Source organism: Mesobacillus jeotgali (genome assembly GCF_002874535.1).
Taxonomy (GTDB): domain Bacteria; phylum Bacillota; class Bacilli; order Bacillales; family Cytobacillaceae; genus Mesobacillus; species Mesobacillus jeotgali.
On the sequence record NZ_CP025025.1, the window covers coordinates 1,000,828 to 1,018,639 of the forward strand.

Annotated in this window: 20 protein-coding genes; 13 read left to right on the forward strand and 7 right to left on the reverse strand. The window is 41.6% G+C overall.

The features are described from left to right. The first annotated feature begins 214 nt into the window (after positions 1 to 214). Together CD004_RS04885 and CD004_RS04890 are read left to right on the forward strand one after the other, a co-directional pair. Positions 215 to 1,723, forward strand: a complete 1,509-nt coding sequence (locus tag CD004_RS04885) for a coproporphyrinogen III oxidase (RefSeq protein WP_102261736.1) — start codon at positions 215 to 217, stop codon at positions 1,721 to 1,723. 286 nt (positions 1,724 to 2,009) lie between these two features. Continuing rightward, positions 2,010 to 2,801, forward strand: coding sequence for an enoyl-CoA hydratase (locus CD004_RS04890; RefSeq protein WP_102261737.1), 792 nt, complete (start codon positions 2,010 to 2,012; stop codon positions 2,799 to 2,801). Between the two features lie 38 nt (positions 2,802 to 2,839). Here CD004_RS04890 and CD004_RS04895 read toward each other — a convergent pair whose 3' ends face one another. After that, positions 2,840 to 3,025, reverse strand: a complete 186-nt coding sequence (locus CD004_RS04895; protein ID WP_102261738.1) for a YhzD family protein — start codon at positions 3,023 to 3,025, stop codon at positions 2,840 to 2,842. Positions 3,026 to 3,173: 148 nt separating this feature from the next. Between CD004_RS04895 and CD004_RS04900 the strand changes: the two genes are divergently transcribed. The 7 genes from CD004_RS04900 to CD004_RS04930 all read left to right on the forward strand — a co-directional run bounded on the left by CD004_RS04900 (position 3,174) and on the right by CD004_RS04930 (position 11,882). Beyond that, entirely contained in the window at positions 3,174 to 4,073 is a 900-nt protein-coding gene (locus CD004_RS04900) for an ABC transporter ATP-binding protein (protein ID WP_102261739.1), read from the forward strand. Further along, the gene (locus CD004_RS04905; protein ID WP_102261740.1) at positions 4,066 to 5,319 is read left to right on the forward strand and encodes an ABC transporter permease; all 1,254 of its coding nucleotides are present in this window, start codon (positions 4,066 to 4,068) and stop codon (positions 5,317 to 5,319) included. Before CD004_RS04900 ends, CD004_RS04905 begins: the two co-directional genes overlap by 8 nt. 159 nt (positions 5,320 to 5,478) lie before the next feature. Then, complete coding sequence (locus CD004_RS04910) at positions 5,479 to 6,192, forward strand: Type 1 glutamine amidotransferase-like domain-containing protein (RefSeq protein WP_102264995.1); 714 nt, start codon at positions 5,479 to 5,481, stop codon at positions 6,190 to 6,192. 98 nt (positions 6,193 to 6,290) lie between these two features. Beyond that, the gene (locus tag CD004_RS04915; protein ID WP_102261741.1) at positions 6,291 to 7,514 is read left to right on the forward strand and encodes a metallophosphoesterase family protein; all 1,224 of its coding nucleotides are present in this window, start codon (positions 6,291 to 6,293) and stop codon (positions 7,512 to 7,514) included. Between the two features lie 14 nt (positions 7,515 to 7,528). Beyond that, the gene (locus CD004_RS04920) at positions 7,529 to 10,528 is read left to right on the forward strand and encodes an AAA family ATPase (RefSeq protein WP_158651489.1); all 3,000 of its coding nucleotides are present in this window, start codon (positions 7,529 to 7,531) and stop codon (positions 10,526 to 10,528) included. Between the two features lie 76 nt (positions 10,529 to 10,604). After that, complete coding sequence (gene yhaM, locus CD004_RS04925; protein WP_102261743.1) at positions 10,605 to 11,549, forward strand: 3'-5' exoribonuclease YhaM; 945 nt, start codon at positions 10,605 to 10,607, stop codon at positions 11,547 to 11,549. 150 nt (positions 11,550 to 11,699) lie between these two features. Continuing rightward, entirely contained in the window at positions 11,700 to 11,882 is a 183-nt protein-coding gene (locus tag CD004_RS04930) for a sporulation YhaL family protein (RefSeq protein WP_102261744.1), read from the forward strand. 56 nt (positions 11,883 to 11,938) lie between these two features. On the opposite strand, the gene CD004_RS04935 is transcribed toward CD004_RS04930, so the two are convergent. Next, positions 11,939 to 12,823 carry a peptidylprolyl isomerase gene (locus CD004_RS04935; protein ID WP_102261745.1) on the reverse strand — a complete coding sequence of 295 codons (885 nt, stop codon included), beginning with the start codon at positions 12,821 to 12,823 and terminating at the stop codon, positions 11,939 to 11,941. Positions 12,824 to 13,016: 193 nt separating this feature from the next. On the opposite strand from CD004_RS04935, the gene CD004_RS04940 reads away from it, so the two are divergent. From CD004_RS04940 to CD004_RS04950, 3 genes are all read left to right on the forward strand, one after another. Beyond that, the gene (locus CD004_RS04940; RefSeq protein ID WP_023615406.1) at positions 13,017 to 13,097 is read left to right on the forward strand and encodes a YjcZ family sporulation protein; all 81 of its coding nucleotides are present in this window, start codon (positions 13,017 to 13,019) and stop codon (positions 13,095 to 13,097) included. Positions 13,098 to 13,190: 93 nt separating this feature from the next. Then, positions 13,191 to 13,274, forward strand: coding sequence for a YjcZ family sporulation protein (locus tag CD004_RS04945; protein ID WP_064503397.1), 84 nt, complete (start codon positions 13,191 to 13,193; stop codon positions 13,272 to 13,274). 94 nt (positions 13,275 to 13,368) lie between these two features. Next, a complete protein-coding gene (locus CD004_RS04950) occupies positions 13,369 to 13,461 on the forward strand; it encodes a YjcZ family sporulation protein (RefSeq protein WP_102261746.1) in 93 nt (30 codons plus the stop codon). 386 nt (positions 13,462 to 13,847) lie between these two features. Here CD004_RS04950 and CD004_RS04955 read toward each other — a convergent pair whose 3' ends face one another. The 3 genes from CD004_RS04955 to CD004_RS04965 all read right to left on the reverse strand — a co-directional run bounded on the left by CD004_RS04955 (position 13,848) and on the right by CD004_RS04965 (position 15,572). Then, entirely contained in the window at positions 13,848 to 14,036 is a 189-nt protein-coding gene (locus tag CD004_RS04955) for a hypothetical protein (protein WP_214705013.1), read from the reverse strand. A 347-nt stretch (positions 14,037 to 14,383) separates the two neighbouring features. Then, positions 14,384 to 14,959, reverse strand: coding sequence for an HTH-type transcriptional regulator Hpr (locus CD004_RS04960; RefSeq protein ID WP_102261747.1), 576 nt, complete (start codon positions 14,957 to 14,959; stop codon positions 14,384 to 14,386). A 241-nt stretch (positions 14,960 to 15,200) separates the two neighbouring features. Then, entirely contained in the window at positions 15,201 to 15,572 is a 372-nt protein-coding gene (locus tag CD004_RS04965) for a YtxH domain-containing protein (RefSeq protein ID WP_102261748.1), read from the reverse strand. A gap of 172 nt (positions 15,573 to 15,744) precedes the next feature. Here CD004_RS04965 and CD004_RS04970 point away from each other — a divergent pair, with 172 nt between their 5' ends. Continuing rightward, entirely contained in the window at positions 15,745 to 15,936 is a 192-nt protein-coding gene (locus CD004_RS04970) for a membrane protein YhzF (RefSeq protein ID WP_102261749.1), read from the forward strand. A gap of 43 nt (positions 15,937 to 15,979) precedes the next feature. Here CD004_RS04970 and CD004_RS04975 read toward each other — a convergent pair whose 3' ends face one another. Beyond that, positions 15,980 to 16,498, reverse strand: coding sequence for a tryptophan transporter (locus tag CD004_RS04975; protein WP_102261750.1), 519 nt, complete (start codon positions 16,496 to 16,498; stop codon positions 15,980 to 15,982). Positions 16,499 to 16,622: 124 nt separating this feature from the next. Then, positions 16,623 to 17,705 carry a 3-phosphoserine/phosphohydroxythreonine transaminase gene (gene serC, locus CD004_RS04980; RefSeq protein WP_102261751.1) on the reverse strand — a complete coding sequence of 361 codons (1,083 nt, stop codon included), beginning with the start codon at positions 17,703 to 17,705 and terminating at the stop codon, positions 16,623 to 16,625. Positions 17,706 to 17,812 lie beyond the last annotated feature (107 nt).

Consider the following 17,812-nt stretch of genomic DNA (forward strand, 5'->3'; position numbering starts at 1 on the left):
GGAAAATATCAAAGGATTTCAGGAATATATAAGATTTTTTGGAAAATAAGTGCTGGTTAAGGAATATATGAGTTTTTTAAGGAAAATGAATGGGATGTCTATAATACTTCAATTAGTACTAACCGAAAACTGGTAGCTTTTGCACTGTCTTGACCTTTGAATCATACTTCTATTACACTTATTGAAGCATGTTTAATTGAAAAAGGTGAATCTCATGAGAATTAATATAAATGGAATACAAGATGACAGATTACAGCGTCCTTTAGGGTTAATCGCTAATTTATTCTTTGAAGAATCAGAAGTCACATTAAGCGAGACAGCTGAGGAATTTGATGCGGTAATTGATTTCGATGTTCAAAATGTGGACGGAGAGTTTTTTGTAAAAGCAGCTTTGGCGGCAGATGGCGAGAGTTTTACAGCAGAAGCCAACAAAGGAATTCCAGCCGGCTTAAGCGATAAAGAAGAATTCAAATTGCTCAAAACAGTCATTTCAAGGGCTTATTTAAAAGTGCTTCAGGACTGGACAGGAATGATCCAGAAGTGGGGCATACTCACCGGAGTCCGTCCTACCAAGCTTTTGCATAAAAAGCTCCGTGAAGGAATGAAACAGGATGATGCCCATAAAGAGCTGAAGGAACAGTATTTGATATCAGATGAAAAAATACAGCTCATGCAGCAAATCGTTGATCGTCAGCTGGCTGTCCTGCCTGACTTGTATGATCTGCAAAATGGTGTCAGCATTTATATTGGCATCCCGTTTTGCCCGACGAAGTGTGCATACTGCACATTCCCAGCTTATGCTATCAACGGCCGGCAGGGGTCAGTGGATTCTTTCCTAGGCGGGCTTCACTACGAAATCCGCCAAATCGGGGACTGGCTGAAAAAGAATGATATCAAGATTACTACGGTCTATTATGGAGGCGGCACACCAACCTCGATTACCGCTGAAGAAATGGATATGCTGTATGAAGAGGTTCAACAGTCCTTCCCGGATGTTGAGAATATCAGGGAAGTGACCGTCGAAGCAGGCCGGCCGGACACAATTACACCTGAAAAGCTGGAAGTGCTGAAAAAGTGGAATATCGACCGGATCAGCATCAATCCGCAATCATATATCCAGGAAACATTGAAGGCGATCGGTCGTCACCATACAGTGGAAGAAACGGTTGAAAAATTCCACCTGGCCCGCGAATTGGGTATGAACAATATTAATATGGATTTGATTATTGGCCTCCCTGGGGAAGGAACGAATGAATTTGCCCATACCCTTGCGGAAACAGAAAAATTGATGCCGGAATCTTTGACGGTCCACACTCTTTCTTTTAAAAGAGCGTCAGAAATGACAAGAAATAAACAGAAATACAAAGTAGCTGGCCGGGATGAGATTGAAAGAATGATGGATATGGCTGAAACATGGACGAAGGAGCATGACTATGTTCCGTATTATCTGTACAGGCAGAAGAACATTTTAGGTAACCTGGAGAATGTGGGCTATGCTTTCCCGGAACAGGAGAGTCTTTATAATATTATCATCATGGAAGAACAGCAGACCATCATCGGCCTTGGATGCGGAGCATCTAGCAAGTTCATTGATCCCGAAACAGGTGTCATCACGCAATTCTCGAATCCAAAGGATCCAAAGTCATATAACGACAGCTTTGAAGAATACGCCAGTAAAAAGATCGAAATCCTCGATTCTTTGTTTAAAAAAGCTACAATCTAATGGTGAAAAGCTCCCGAAGATGAATCTCGGGAGCTTTTCGCTTCGAATTAAAGTTTTATTCCGCAATATAGAGTTACCAATTTCATGCTAATAACTAGTAATTCCGCGAAAATAGCAGGTATTTCCACGAAAACAGCTTCTGATTCCGCGAAATGGAAAAACCATACAATTGTTTACCGCGAAAATCTGTCCATTCTTTAAAAAATCCAAATAGTGAGAAAAAAGGTTTTTAAATATAACTTCTCCCTATATAATGAAATTATAAGGATAAATGGAGGGGATGAAGGTGGCAATTGAGTTTTCAACGAACACTGTAAAGTTAGATATTAATGGACGTGTTGCCGTTCTCGAGTTGAACAGGCCTGAAGCACTGAATGCCCTTGATGTGGAAATGATTAAGGGAATTACGATGAACCTGAAGGAAATCTGCAAGTCGGATGAGATTGATATCGTGGTAATTAAAGGAGCTGGTCGTGCCTTTTCTGCCGGCGGGGATATTAAAACGATGCTTTCAAACTCAAATGAAAGCGATTTCTACCATGTGATGGACGATATTCACGATATGATTGTGACGCTGTACAGCATGCCGAAGGTGACAATCTCAGCAGTAACAGGTGCTGCTGCAGGCCTGGGCTTCAGCCTTGCCCTCGCGACAGATTACATAATCGCTGAGCCATCAAGCAAGATTGCGATGAACTTCATTGGCATCGGCTTGATTCCGGATGGGGGAGGCCACTTTTTCATGGAGGAGCGCCTTGGGGAGACGAAGGCGAAGCAGCTGATTTGGGAAGGAAAGACGCTTTCTGCCAATGAAGCGCTGACACTGGGACTTATTGACCAGGTACCAACAGGAGATTTTACAGAAGCAATTGAAGGAAAACTGCAAGAATGGCTGAACAAACCGGTTCAGGCTATGATAAAAACAAAGAAAATCCTTGCTGAGAAAAACAGGCCTTCACTATTGAAAATTCTTGAACTGGAAAAATACGGTCAATTTAAAATGAGGCAGACAGAGGACCATCAGGAGGGCATCAATGCTTTCCTTGAAAAGAGGAAACCGCAATTCAAAGGTAAGTAAACAAAAAAAGCAAAGAGGGCTGACCTCTTTGCTTTTTCTTACGGATGAAAAAGAACCAATTTTCCTCTAGGTGATGTACAGCGGTGCGTCTTGTCACTGAGGTTTTTTTCTTCAAGCATTTTTGCGCCGATTTCTTTTGCCTCTTCATCATTGCCGGCCTGGAAAGATTCGTCGATCAGTTTTTCCCCATTAGGTTCAAAGGCTGTCAGTTTGTAAGTATCCATCACAACTTCCCCTTTTTATAAAATTCAGACTGTTACTATTATTTTTGCATAACTTTTTTAAATATGCAAAATAAAAAATATATTTAAAATATGAAACTATTTCCCTATTAAATTCGTAGTTACTTATTGGAAAAGGAGGAAGATGAATATGGTCTTACAGCTTGAACAAGTTACAAAGAGATTTAGCAATTTCACAGCAGTGAATCAGCTTTCACTCAATATACCAGAAAAAGAAATGTTCGGATTCCTTGGTGCAAATGGCGCCGGGAAGACAACGACCTTCCGGATGATCCTTGGTCTTCTTGATGTCTCAGATGGAAGGATTACGTGGGATGGAAAGCCAATAAATTATGAAACGAGCAGTATCATCGGTTACCTGCCTGAGGAAAGGGGACTTTACCCAAAGCTTAAGGTTCGCGAGCAAATCGTCTATCTTGCAAGGCTAAGGGGAATGCAAAAACAGGCTGCCCTCAAGGAGCTTGATTACTGGCTTAATCGCTTCAAGGTGCCAGAGTATGCGGATAAAAAAGTTGAAGAGCTTTCAAAGGGTAACCAGCAAAAAATCCAATTCATTGCCGCCGTCATCCATAAGCCAAGGCTGTTGATCCTTGATGAACCTTTTAGCGGACTGGATCCGGTGAATGTGGAGCAATTAAAGGAAGCTGTCCTCGAACTCAAAAATGCGGGTACTACTATTGTATTTGCAAGCCACAGGATGGAGCATGTAGAAGAAATGTGTGAGCATATTTGCATCATGCACAAAGGAAGCCCAGTAGTCCATGGGTCATTGAGAGAAATCAAAAGATCTTTTGGTAAAAAGAATCTGGTTATCCATGCGGATTTTGATACTTCATTTCTAAAGGATTTTCCCGGCGTTACAAAAGCTAAAATGACGGCAGAGGGAATCCACCTGCAAATCACGGGTGAGCAGGTTGCCGAAGACATCTTAAAAGAGATCGTTGGCAAAGGATTTATCCGCAAGTTTGTTCTTGAAGAACCAAGCCTCAATGATATCTTTATAGAAAAGGTGGGTGCTTCATATGAATAATTTCTTCATAATCCTAATCCATACATACATGAGCAAGTTGAAAACAAAATCCTTCTTAGTTACAACAATCCTTACCGTAGGAATTATGCTGGCGCTTACAAATATGACAAACATCATCGACTTTTTCAATAAAGGTGACGAGACCGATAAAATCGCTGTCATAGACAACACAGGCCAGCTTTTTGAGCCGCTGAATGAGCAAATGAAGATGGTCAACGAAGAGCTTGTCCTGGAAAAGTTTGATGGAAATGAAGAAGTTGCCACGAAAGCAGTCGAGGAAGGAAAATATAAAGGTTTACTCGAGTTAAGCCTGAACGATGAAGAGCTTCCGGCAGCTTCCTACAAAGCGATGAGCATTGCGGATTCTGCTATTCCTGGAGACCTGCAGGCGGCATTACAGCAGATTAAGACGGCGATGGCATCCACTCAAATCAATATCGCTCCAGATCAATTGGAAAAACTTTATGCTCCAGTTGAATTCGAAAAATCTGCTCTAGAAGAAGATGCCAAGACGGAAGAGGAACTGAATCAGGCACGAGGATTGGTTTATGTTCTTCTTTTCATCATTTACTTTGCGGTCATCATGTACGCCAACATGATTGCTATGGAAGTTGCGACTGAAAAATCATCAAGAGTAATGGAAATCATGATCTCAAGCGTATCACCTATCAAGCAAATGTTTGCGAAGATTCTCGGAATCGGGCTGTTAAGTTTGACTCAGCTAGCTGTACTATTGCTGGTAGGGTACTTCTCGGTCAAACAGAATCTCGAAAATATGGAAGGTGGATTCTTCGAGTTCTTCGGTTTTGGGAATATCGCAGGCAGCACAATAGCATATGCAGTAATATTCTTCGTATTAGGGTACTTCCTGTACGCGACTATGGCTGCCTTCCTAGGCTCGCTTGTCAGCCGGATTGAAGATGTCCAGCAAATGATTACACCAATGACGATGCTCGTTGTCGCTGGTTTCATGATGGCAATGTTCGGGCTTGGTCAGCCAGAAGCGCCATTCGTAAAATATACATCCTTTATTCCGTTTTTCTCTCCGATGTTAATGTTCCTGCGTGTAGGGATGCTGAACATTCCTTTCTGGGAAATTGCCTTATCAATCGGTATCCTTGTTGCTACAATTGCCTTCTTGGCTGTATTTGGTGCCAGAGTCTACCGAGGTGGAGTCCTGATGTACGGAAAATCAAATTCATTCAAAGATATCAAAAAAGCACTGCAGCTAACGAAAAACGAATAATGGTAAAAGCCGTAATCTTCGGATTGCGGCTTTTTACAGGGATTTCGAAATGTTTAGTGGAATATTTATTAAAGATCACGTTGCAGCTGCCCGAGATGGAGCATCATCCAGAATTTTAACCACAAGATTAACCATTTTAATAGAAGGAGAGTGTTAGTGTTGAGGCAGATTATTGCTATGGGCGGCGGGGGTTTTTCGATGGAGCCGGAGAATCCTCTGTTGGATTTATATATCCTGGGACAGTCGGAAAAGCAGACACCAAAGGTTTGCTTCGTCCCGACTGCCAGCGGGGATGCTGACAATTATATTGCGAGATTCTATACAGCTTTTGAAAAACATGAATGTATACCTTCACATCTTTCATTATTTAGTCCGCCGACAAGGGACTTAGAAGCATATGTTATGGATAAAGATATTATTTATGTTGGGGGAGGAAATACAAAGAACTTGCTAGCTCTTTGGAAGGAATGGGGACTTGATATCATCCTCCGAAAAGCCTGGCAGCGGGGCAAAATAATGGCTGGAGTGAGCGCTGGCTCGATCTGCTGGTTTGAGGAAGGGCTAACCGATTCTTTTGGCAGCGGACTTGAACCGCTAAAAGCCCTTGGGTTCCTGAAAGGGAGCAATTGCCCCCATTATGATGGAGAAGAGGATCGCCAGCCTGCTTATAAGAGACTGGTAGGTTCGAGCAGGATTTTAGGCGGATTTGCTGCTGATGATGGCGCTGCATTGCATTATATCGATGAAGAACTAGTTAAGGCGGTCAGCTCACGGCCTGAAGCAAAAGCTTATCATGTATGCAAGACAGAAGGAAAATTGCGGGAAACAGTAGTAGAAACCATGTATCTCGGATATAGTGGAACTGCAGTTTAGATGAGAGCTGCAGTTTTTTTGATTATATTGATAGAACGTGCATTCGTATTTTGACCATGTTAAAATAAAAGAAAATAGGACGGGAAAGGAATAACCAAATGAAACAGGTGAAGTTTTTACATACTGCCGACCTTCATCTTGATAGTCCGATGGTTGGTCTGAGGCATTTGCCAAAAGCCATTTTTCACAGGTTACAGGAGAGTACTTTTACAGCCTTGAAAAATATCACGGATGCTGCGATCAAACATGAAGTTGATTTTGTCGCCATTGCAGGTGATCTATACGATGCTGAGGACCGGAGCATTCGGGCTCAGGCTGTTCTTCGCAATGAAATGGAGAGGCTCGCTGACAAAGGGATTAAGGTATATGGTATTCACGGAAACCATGACCATCTTGGTGCAAAATCTGTGACGATTGATTTTCCGGATAATGTTCACTTTTTCTCAGAACAGGTGGAAAAGGCTGATTTTACAAAGCATGATGGCACTCTTGTCCATTTGTACGGTTTCAGCTATCCTGAGCGGCATGTAATGGAGCGATGGGTCGAGAAGTATAAAAAGATTGATGGTGCAGATTTTCACGTTGGTTTGCTTCATGGTCATTTTGAGGGAGTGAGTGATCATGGAAAATACGCACCCTTTAGGTTATCCGAGCTTATTGATAAAGACTATGATTATTGGGCACTTGGCCACATTCATAAGAGGGGGTTTTTATCACAGCAGCCTTATGTTGTCTATCCTGGCAATCCCCAGGGACGAAACAGGAAGGAACTCGGAGAAAAAGGATCGTATATTGTTAAGTTGACAGAAGCAGGATCAGAGGTTTCTTTTATTGAAACAGCTGATGTGATATGGGACGAAACAGTTATTGACGCGAAGGACTCGTTAAGCTTCAATGCCACTTATGAAAAATGCCTGGCCGTCATTGATGGGAAAAGAAGAGAAGGGAAAGGGGTCCTGCTGGATATCCGGATTGATAACCTGGATTCGGGTCAGACAGATGTGATTGAAAAAGTCGCCAGTGGTGAACTCCTTGAACTTCTGCAGGAAGCTGAAAAGGATGAGGAGTCCTTTGTCTGGGTGCACAGGCTCAAATTTACTGAAAACATTGCTGTCGACCGCGCTGAATTGATTAAGCAAAGCGATTTTTATGAGGAGTTATTCAACTCTATTGAGCAGTACGATGATTTAAAAGACTCACTGTCTCCATTATTCCAGCACAGCCAGGCTAGAAGGCATTTAGGCCTGCTGTCGGAAAGTGAAAAAGAACAGCTGATTGAGGATGCCGAAAGGATTCTGCTTCAACTGCTGCTGAAAAATTAATGAAAGGAGGCAGCATGATGAAACTTATTGAACTGCATATATACGGATATGGCAAGCTCGAGGATTATGTGATTAAACCTGTAGGGCATTTGCAGATTTTCTATGGGGAAAACGAAGCGGGAAAGTCGACGATTATGTCATTCATCCATAGTATCCTGTTCGGCTTTCCGGCTAAGCAAAGTGCCGAAATCCGCTATGAGCCAAAGAAAAATTCAAAGTATGGCGGCAAAATAAAAGCCTTTTTTCCTGACACGGGAGTGGCTGTCATTGAGAGAGTGAAAGGCAAGGCTGCCGGTGATGTGACTGTATCACTTGAGGACGGGACGATTGGCGGAGAAGAGTTACTAAAGGATCTCTTGAAAAGAATGGATAAAAGTATTTTCCAGGCTATTTTTTCATTCAACGTCCATGGGTTGCAAAATATCCATGCAATGAAGGGAGAAGAGCTTGGCAGGTACTTGTTCTCTGCCGGAACGCTTGGTACAGATAAGCTCTTTAATACGGAGAGTTTTCTTATAAAAGAAATGGAGCAGCGTTTTAAGCCAAGTGGGAAGAGGCCGTTATTGAATGAAAAGTTGAAAGAGTTGAAGGAAGTCCAAACCTCATTGAAGATCGCAGAACAGCAGAACGAAAAATATTCGGAGCTGATAAAATCGAAAGATGAGTTGACTAAGAAAATTGCTGAGTTGCAGAACGAGATTGCAATGCTGGAGCAAAAAGGGCTTATGCTTCGTGAATACAAGCGGAATGAGAAGCTTGTCATAGAAGCAGCAACAATTGATGGGAAAATCAAAGAACATGATCTGTCATTTTTTCCTGAGGATGGTCTAAACCGACTTGAGAAATTGGACGAGCAGCTTAAAATCATCCATGCAAGATTATTAAGGATAAAAGAAAAGAAGGTATATCTCCTGAAAGAATTGGAAAAAGGCAGGCCAAATTCTGAATTGCTCGGAATGGAAACAGAAATTGAAGCCCGGATTGACAATCTGCCTTTATACGATCAACTAAAGCAGGAAAAACGACTTCTTGAATCAAAACTTGAGGAAATAACAGAAGAAATAAGTCAGTTAAATGACAAGCTTCATACAGAATTCAATGAAGAAAATATCCATGAAATCAACACAAGTATTTTTATTAAGGAACAGGCCGAAAACATTCAGCAGACAGAGCAAAGATTAAAGGATAAAAAGCTGGAGTTGGAGGCTGACTTTGAAGAGGAGAAAAAGGTACTAGCACAACTTGAGGCAAGGGCTGAAGGTACAAAAGGTGAACTTCTTGATGAAGGAAAGCGAAATCAATTAGTGAAAGAAATGGATCTTTTGGCGAATAGAGAGAGAATCCAGTCCGAATTAAATTATGTCTCAGACCAGATTGGAGCGGTCAAATCAAGGGAAGAAAGTGAAAAAAACAAACGAAAAAAGCAACATAAGAAAGAGTATAATCAATTACTCCTCCTCGGTGGTACTTTTCTCATTGTGTTTCTTTGGGGAATCACAAATGGCACATGGTTACTTGCTGGAATCGGAATAGCAGGATTGTTGTTTTTGTTGGCTGCGCGCTATAAGTCAAGTGAGAAAATGCCAGTGGAGGATCAAACCCTATCCAAGTTGCTGGAGCGGGAAAGAGAGCTGAAAGAGGCGTTAAACAGCCAGCCGGAAGGCAGTGCTTTTACAATCAAAAATCTGCTTGCCAGGGACGAGGAGGCGAGGCTGCGCCATCGTGAACTGCTCATCAAAATCGAGCAGCAGCATGATCGTTTTGAAAAAGTTGTCCAGCAATTTGAAGCATGGGAAACAGATATTGCTGGTGTAAGGCGGAAAAGGGCAGAATTAATGAAGCAATTTGGTCTAACGGAAACTGCAGGCACGATCAAAGTTATGGATGCCTATCAATTAATAGATACTCAGAAGCAATATTTCCGTGAGAGGAAGAGAATAAAAGAAAGCATAAAGAAAGTAACTGGATCTATAATGGAATTGGAAAATAGCCTGAAAATGCTTGCTGAACGATTTCTTCATAATAGCAATCTTGCTCCGGTGGAGGCGGCTAGTCTGCTGAAGAGGAGATTGCGTGAAGAAATTAACCAGAAGTCGAGGTTTCACGAACTGACCGTGAAACTAGAGGAAGTTGAAGAAGAACATTCATCACTTCTGAAGGAAGAATTAGTGATCAGTCAAGAAAAGGAAGGGTTACTTGGTCTGGCAAGAACTCAAGATGAGGATGAATTCAGGCAGAAAGCGAAGAATACTGCATTGGTGAAAAACTGGAGTGCAAGGCTGGAGGATATAAATTATCAGCTGCTTGCTTCTGGATTGACCGATGGGGATCGTGACAAGATTCTTACAGGAGTTTCGCTTGAGGAACAAATTGAGGAAAATGATTTGAGGCTAGAACAAAGTAAAAGGGAATTAACCACACAGTTTGATGTAATCGCCGATGTAAAGCATAAGATGAAGGTACTTGAAGAAGGCGGTATATATAGTGAGTTGCTCCATAAATATAAGCAGCTTCAGCATGAGTTTGCAGAAGATGCGAAGGATTGGGCAAAGTTTGCTGTAGCCAAGGATTTGCTATCGAGGACAATAGACCGTTATAAGGATGAGCGCTTGCCGAGAATGCTGGCCAAAGCCGAGAACTTCCTGTCGATTTTGACTGATGGAAGGTATGTGAGAATCATTCCTCAACTTTCAGGAAGCGGTTTTCTAATTGAAAGAAATGATCATATGTTATTTGAAGCGAATGAACTTAGCCAGGCAACTGCCGAACAAGTCTATGTATCCATCAGGCTGGCCCTTGCGGCCGGACATTATGATCGTTATCCATTCCCGATTATCATCGATGACAGCTTTGTCAATTTTGATTATAAAAGGACTGCCAGGATTATTAAGCTGCTAAGGGAAATGAGCAACAAGAATCAAATTCTCATTTTTACATGCCATCGTCATCTGCTGGACTATTTTACGGAAAATGAAATTCTCAATCTGCAAGAAAAAAGTACAAATATAGTTTAATAATGCCATGGTTTGAGAATCAGAGACAATAGACTCTGTATGTTATACTGTTGCAGAGAGGAGAGGGCGGTTAACTATGAATAAAGGAATTTTGAATCACGAAACAGGGGACCAGGTAGAATTATTTTTATTGATCAAGCATTCGTCAAAAGGGATTGCCAGCAATGGGAAGCCGTTTTTGACATTGATCCTCCAGGACCAGAGCGGGGAAATCGAAGCAAAGCTTTGGGATGTATCTGACGAAGATGAAAGTACTTACTCTGCTGAGAGCATTGTAAAAGTACAGGGAGATATTCAGAATTACCGAGGACGGAACCAGTTGAAGATCAGGCAAATCAGGCCTGCTTCGCCAGCTGACTCTGTGAAACTATCTGATTTTCTTGAGACAGCCCCTGTCAGCCAGGATGAAATGAGCAGTAAGCTCACCCAATATATTTTCGAAATGAAGAATCCTAATATCCAAAGGGTTACAAGGCATTTATTGAAGAAGCATATGAGTGCATTCATGGAATATCCTGCAGCCACTAAAAATCATCATGAATTTGTTTCAGGACTTGCGTATCACGTTGTCTCCATGCTGGACCTTGCGAAATCAATCGCAACGCTATATCCAAGCCTTGATAAGGACCTTTTGTATGCTGGGGTCATCCTTCATGATTTAGGAAAAGTCTTTGAGCTATCCGGTCCGATTTCAACAACTTACACGGTTGAAGGGAATTTGCTCGGACATATATCCATCATGGTCAATGAAATTGGCAAGGCAGCCGATGAACTAGGAATCAGCGGTGAGGAAGTAGTCATTCTTCAGCATATGGTATTGTCCCACCACGGGAAAGCGGAGTGGGGCAGCCCGAAACCGCCGATGATTAAAGAGGCTGAAATTCTGCATTACATCGATAATCTTGATGCAAAAATGAATATGCTCGACCGTGCGCTTGCCAGGGTTAAACCAGGCGAGTTCTCCGAAAGAGTATTTGCACTTGATAACCGGTCCTTTTATAAGCCTGTATTCCATAAGTAATAAGCAAAATGGCCTCACTCCAATTCTATGGAGTGGGTCTTTTTTGTTTTTTTATCTTTTTGATCACCTGAGACATATTTAAGAATAAACCTCATATTAATACAGTAAGAGTTCAATTTGGACAACCTTTTTAATGGAGGGTATGAAGAAATGTCAATTCCAATCTGGGTAATAGCAGTCGCAGCAGGGATCGTATTCAGTGCCTTCATGGCAGTGAAAACAGGTAAAGAAGAACGAAAAGAAGAAATGGAAAGCATTGAACGTGAAGGCGAGCTTTACATGAAACGACTTGAGCGGGAAAAGGAACGACGCGAACATTCGGCAGAAGCATAAAAAAACACTGGTCTCCAGACATGGAGCCAGTGTTTTTTACTATATCGGATTTTATCTTATTGTGGCTGTGTTTGTGCTTCTGCTTCTGGGAATTCAGCAGCGCCTTTAAGGTCTTTATCCTTGATTTTTACATTAGCAGCATCAAGTTCACGTTTTAGAACCTCTTGAATCTTGTTAGAATCTAGCTGAGCAAGCTTCAACTCATACTCAAGCTCGTCCTTCATTTTTTCGTAAGATTCTTTTTCTTTCTTTTCAGTTACCTTGATGATGTGGAAGCCGTGCTGTGATTTTACAGGTTCGCTGATTTTATTTACTTCAAGAGCGTAAGCCGCCTCCTCGAATTCAGGAACCATTTTTCCAGGTCCGAAGAAACCAAGGTCTCCGCCTTGTGCAGCTGATCCAGGATCCTGTGAGTATTCCTTCGCTAAATCTTCAAATTTTGCGCCTTCATCAAGCTTTTTCTTCACTTCCTGTGCAGTCTTCTCATCTTCTACAAGGATATGGCTTGCTTTGATTTCTGGCTTGTACTCTTCGTAACGCTTCTTAACTTCTTCTTCGCTGACCTTTACATCTTTAAGCGCAGCTTTTTCCATTAGAAGCTGGTCTTTAAGGACTTCTTTTAATTCTTCCTCGTCTTTAAGCTGGTTCTGCTGCAGGACTAGCTCGAAGTTCTCTCCAAGCTCTTCCTTAAGCTCGGCCACTTTCTCCTCAACCTCTTTATCTGTCACTTCATAATTTTCCGCAAGAACCTTTTGGTAAAGCAATTCTTGAAGTGCTTGCTCTCCATACTTTTCCTTCATGGATTGGTAAAGCTCTTCTTTAGTAATGTTGCCTGCTTTCGACTCAACGATGACTTCTGAAGAATCAGCATTATCGTTGCTGCATGCACCTAGTCCCATTACTCCGGCTGCAACCGTGAGGGAAATTATCATTTTTTTCATGGTGAACATCTCCTAAACAGAAAATTCTAGTGGCCGTTTTTAATCCACAAATTCTACTATAACATAATTTCAATATTCTACAAAAAATAACTAATGGATACTTATGCTTATTTATTGAGATGGGCGGATATCTATACCGTTTGTTCGAAGGTGCATAGGATGGAGAGAAGAGAAAAAAAGGAGGTAGTTGATAATGGGCCACTATAATTCAGGCTTTGCGTTAATCGTAGTCCTGTTTATCTTGCTGATCGTTGTAGGTGCAGCATACCTGTAATCAACAAAATGCAAGCAATGCAGGATAGTTGCCTATGCGGAAACGACATTACTTGAATAAGATATCATAACCACTTTGGAAGGAGGTGTTAATATGGGTGCAGGATACGGCGGCGGCTTTGCGTTAATTGTCGTGTTATTCATTCTGTTAATCATCGTGGGTGCAGCTTGGCTTTAATCTCTGAGTGAAAAGAGTATGGGGGACAATTGGCCCCCATATTCCTAAACAATGATGTTAAGGCAAGTTCTTAAAGCAGAAAGGAGGAACCTCAATGTCTGGAGGAGGCTGTGGATACGGCGGCGGCTTTGCATTGCTCGTTGTCTTGTTCATTCTGTTAATCATCATCGGTGCATCTTGGCTGTAAGCAGCGATGGGGCAATGCTTTCTGCATGCCTTAATCATTAATACTGAGTCTGATGATAAAAAGCGGTGAGGGAGACCTCACCGCTTAATTTATATTAACCGTATTTTATTTTTTCTACTCTGAGAAATGAGCTTTGATCGGCTGGAGACGCTTATCCAGTTGCATCTCCTGGCCGCACACTTCGATTTGGGTATTGCCAATGAAGTCAAAAAACTGTTTCATATCAAGTCCTCTGAGGCACAGGGCACTCAGCCCCAACAGCCAGGACAAGGATAGCTACAAAGCGATTCATGGCACGACCAAATGGGGTAGCCTGTGTGAGGACAAGGTACTTATGTCAGCAAAGCATGCCGGACTGTCCGAGGCATATACACTTTTCTATGTAGTCACGTATACAAAATTTCAACGAAAGATGAAATTAGCAAGATTGTAACTAAAATATTGATCGTCCTGAAAATTTTCGCATGTTTGTCTTCAGGTATTTCCTTCTGGATGCAGAGGGAATCTGTAAGCTTATTTATATAGAAAAGAATGAAAGCAGCAAAAAGAACAAACACGAACAAAATGGAGATCATCGAAGAATCCCTCCTTAGCAATCTTTTTATCTTAAATACAATAACAAATATTTTAAGAAAAAGATAGTTATTTAATAAAGGCATATTCCTAGTATTTTGTGCAGGAGGGTTGAAAGGAAGATAACTGAAAATCAAGATTTGCTAAATTGTGAGATACTTTGGAATGTGAGGGAATGAGCAAATCATAGGAAGAACAAAAAGCGGAGGGGTTTATGTTCATTCATCCGCTTTATAAGATGATTTCAGCTGGACTCCAGCCAAAAACTGCAGCCAGAGGAAGTGGACAAGTTTGTAAATCCCAGGGGTTATCCTTCCTCTATTATTGGAGTGGCATCATACAAAAAGTATCAAGCATACTCCTTTTCGGCTGGATCTATTTTTTTAAGCGTACCGTCCTGGTCAGAAAACTTGCTGTCGATATTCGAAAAAGACTTCTCGAATATTTCCATAAAGTCATCGCCATAAATATTACGGACAATTGCCATGATTTCAATGATGTCCGGAAACTTTCCATATAGTTCCTTCAGTGGCATGGCTCCTGAAAAAACGGCATTAGTATCTGGCTCATAGTTTTCCATCAAAGCGAGCAATATACCTTCGCCTTCTTCCGTAAGCTGGATATACGTATTTCTCTTGTCGCTTTCCTTCTTGGAAAACTTCAAATAACCACGTTCCTCAAGCTTTTTGGAAAAGTTGAAAGCAGTGGAAACATGCATTACACCAAATTTTGCCACATCTGAAATCGAAGCTCCATTCAAATGGTAAGCAATCCATAAAATATGGTGCTCATTGATATTCAGGTCGAATGGTTTGATCCATTGCTGCCAGTCCTTCTCAACAGACTTCCAAAGGGCCTTACTCAACTGGGCAATTCTCTGGCTAAATATCATTGCTTCTTTCATAGAATAATTTTTATCTCCCATTCTCATAATCACCTACTTTATTGTTTCTATTTTCATTATGCCAATAAAACAAAAATTAATAAAGATATAAATTTACAAAATTTTTTGAATTTGTTAAATTCCATCTAAAGTCGGGTGTTTTTTTATGAAATTTTTTAATTGTAATAACAAAAACGCCATTTGCATAATATATCTTTCTTGATAAAAAAAGAAAATCCTTCCCACCAAAAAAATTTTACTTAGGGGGAAGGATTGTTCCTGATTACTTTTCTTTAGAATTCACTGCGGCCAATTCAGTTTCCAAGTCCTTAATTGAATCTTCGAGCTCCATTACATCTTCCTGAAGGCTCTTCTTGTTTTCCTCCGTTTCAAGCTTCCATTCAAAGATAGCTGTCTTTACATCGGTGATAAATGTTTGGATAGAATCCTTTCCCTCTTTGGAAGCGGTTGCCACTGTATTTTTCAATTCCACAGCTGAATCCTTAATATCCTTGATGGATCCGATATATTCATTCTTATTAGCCAGAAGAGTTCTTCTCGTCTCATATCCTGACTTTGGTGCTGCAAGCAAAGTTGCAACTCCTGCGACGACACCGCCAATAACCATTCCTGTTAAAACATTTTTCGCTTTCATGCTTTGACCACCTCATCAATTTTTCTGTATATGTTCTTCAAATGTAATCCAATTCCTCTTTTCTTCTATATTTAATTTCCTATTCTCGCACAAATAAACGTTATTAGCTTCATAGCCTTAAATTAACAGGCATAAAATATAGTAAGGCCATGTTCAGGAAAGAGAGGAGGGAGTGGGGATTTTTACAAGTGTGGTATTTCTCATCAGCGTTGCTTTCTTTGTGGGGGCCGTCCATCATCTCCTTGCGTTAAAGAAGCCGGGTATGTATCCTCCGAAGGCGCTTCTGCGAAAGAGAGCAGGGACGCTGGCAGGGGGAGGAGCAATTTTTTTATTGGTCGGGATTATCTTTTACACATTCCAATAGACAAAACAAAGCCCCTGTCCGTAATAGACAGGGGCAGATATTTTTAATGGATTTCAGCGAGCTTTGCTCTTTTAAAAATATTCGTTGCCACAGGATAAAGAATGCCCATGAAAACAGCGTTAAATGCTGCTGCTGGAAGGACAACCGCTGCGAATAATGCGGTGAATGGTCCTGGCAGCCCAATTAGGAAATAGGCAGAACCGAGGAAAACGACTCCTGAAATTATGGTTCCAATCGCTGTAAGGGCAGCTGCAGTATAAATCGAAAACTTGAAATTTTTCAGCGCCAGCAGGATTCCGAAAAAGACAAACGCAGTAACAGGCTTATCAATGATGTTCGGAACAAGGCCTCCTGGGAAAGTAGTAGTCAATCCAGAAATCAGTCCAGTTACGGCTCCAACCAATAGTACACTCTTCTTGTCAGGAAACAGGATAATTCCAAGGAACATCATCGTCAGCATCATATCAGGCTTCATCCCAAGGAAAAAACCGGGTACGACCACATGCAAGACGGCTCCCATCCCCACCAAAAGTGACAATGCAACAAGATTCTTCGTATTCATTTCTCATCTCTCCTCTGCTATTCTAGCTAACTAGTACTCCTCCTGCAGTGCTCTCTGTGCCTGCAGCGAAAAGCTTTCTCCAATTATAGCATATATTTTAATTGAGTAAAGGGTTAATATTCTGTTAATTTCTGCCCCTGAATGAATTCATAAAGTCAGCAAGTTTCTCAACGTTTTCAAGTGGAACGGCGTTATAGATCGAGGCTCGGCAGCCGCCGACAGACCTGTGGCCGGCAAGCCCTATAAAGCCGGATTCCTCCGCCTCATGAAGGAAGGATGAAGTCAGATTATCGTCATCGAGTGTAAAGGTGATATTCATCAATGAGCGGCTCTTTTCTTCAGCGTGCCCTGTATAGAACCCGCCACTGCTGTCTATCGCATCATAAAGCAATGCCGCCTTCTGCTTGTTCAGCTGTTCAAGCTGTTTTACCCCGCCCAGCTCTTCGGCCCATTGAAGAACCAGCATCAGAAAATAAATCGATAAAGTAGGGGGAGTGTTATAAAGCGATTGTGAATCAGCATGGACCCGATAATTGAGCATAGAAGGGAGCCCTGGCCTAGAGTGTCTTAGCAAATCTTTATGGATAATGACGACTGTGACACCGGATGGGCCCAGGTTTTTCTGCGCACCGGCATAAATGAGTTCATATGATGATAGATTTAGAGGCCGGCTGAGAATGTCACTGGACATGTCAGCAACAAGCGGAACTGACAGACGCTCAGGAATAGAATGCCACTGGGTTCCGAAAATCGTATTGTTCGTCGTGATGTGGAGGTAGGAAGATTCAGCTGGAATATCGATTTCAGAAGTACTGGGGATAAATCTATAGTTGGCATTCTTGGAAGATGCGGCTATAACGGCATTTCCAACTTTTTGAGCTTCCTTTAGCGCTTTCTCAGACCATGTTCCGGTCAAGACATAGCTCGCAGTCGATCCTTCCACAAGCAGGTTCATTGGAACCATTGAGAACTGCAGGCTCGCACCACCCTGGAGAAACAGAATCTCATAATCATCAGGAATGTCGAGCAGCCTAATGAGCAGATTTTTTGTCCGTTCATTTATTTCTTCGAATTCATTGCTGCGATGGCTAAGCTCCATTACACCCATGCCAGTACCCTGATAATTCATCATTTCTTTTTTCGCTTTCGCTAATACGGCCTCAGGCAATGCAGCCGGGCCAGCGTTAAAATTGAGAGCACGTTTCAAGTAAATCCCCCCGAATTTAAAATACAGTCATTCGTTAATGTGCTAAAGTTAACTCTATGCTATCAGAAAAAGAGGAGAAATTCTAATGTTTTCAGAAAAGTTTTAAA

Excerpts from the sequence above, each read along its gene's own strand:
- CD004_RS04885 (WP_102261736.1), top strand. The coding sequence starts at position 215 with ATGAGAATTAATATAAATGGAATACAAGATGACAGATTACAGCGTCCT.
- CD004_RS04895 (WP_102261738.1), bottom strand. The coding sequence starts at position 3,025 with ATGGATACTTACAAACTGACAGCCTTTGAACCTAATGGGGAAAAACTG.
- CD004_RS04900 (WP_102261739.1), top strand. The coding sequence starts at position 3,174 with ATGGTCTTACAGCTTGAACAAGTTACAAAGAGATTTAGCAATTTCACA.
- CD004_RS04905 (WP_102261740.1), top strand. The coding sequence starts at position 4,066 with ATGAATAATTTCTTCATAATCCTAATCCATACATACATGAGCAAGTTG.
- CD004_RS04915 (WP_102261741.1), top strand. The coding sequence starts at position 6,291 with ATGAAACAGGTGAAGTTTTTACATACTGCCGACCTTCATCTTGATAGT.
- CD004_RS04920 (WP_158651489.1), top strand. The coding sequence starts at position 7,529 with ATGATGAAACTTATTGAACTGCATATATACGGATATGGCAAGCTCGAG.
- yhaM (WP_102261743.1), top strand. The coding sequence starts at position 10,605 with ATGAATAAAGGAATTTTGAATCACGAAACAGGGGACCAGGTAGAATTA.
- CD004_RS04930 (WP_102261744.1), top strand. The coding sequence starts at position 11,700 with ATGTCAATTCCAATCTGGGTAATAGCAGTCGCAGCAGGGATCGTATTC.
- CD004_RS04935 (WP_102261745.1), bottom strand. The coding sequence starts at position 12,823 with ATGAAAAAAATGATAATTTCCCTCACGGTTGCAGCCGGAGTAATGGGA.
- CD004_RS04940 (WP_023615406.1), top strand. The coding sequence starts at position 13,017 with ATGGGCCACTATAATTCAGGCTTTGCGTTAATCGTAGTCCTGTTTATC.
- CD004_RS04945 (WP_064503397.1), top strand. The coding sequence starts at position 13,191 with ATGGGTGCAGGATACGGCGGCGGCTTTGCGTTAATTGTCGTGTTATTC.
- CD004_RS04950 (WP_102261746.1), top strand. The coding sequence starts at position 13,369 with ATGTCTGGAGGAGGCTGTGGATACGGCGGCGGCTTTGCATTGCTCGTT.
- CD004_RS04955 (WP_214705013.1), bottom strand. The coding sequence starts at position 14,036 with ATGATCTCCATTTTGTTCGTGTTTGTTCTTTTTGCTGCTTTCATTCTT.
- CD004_RS04960 (WP_102261747.1), bottom strand. The coding sequence starts at position 14,959 with ATGGGAGATAAAAATTATTCTATGAAAGAAGCAATGATATTTAGCCAG.
- CD004_RS04965 (WP_102261748.1), bottom strand. The coding sequence starts at position 15,572 with ATGAAAGCGAAAAATGTTTTAACAGGAATGGTTATTGGCGGTGTCGTC.
- CD004_RS04975 (WP_102261750.1), bottom strand. The coding sequence starts at position 16,498 with ATGAATACGAAGAATCTTGTTGCATTGTCACTTTTGGTGGGGATGGGA.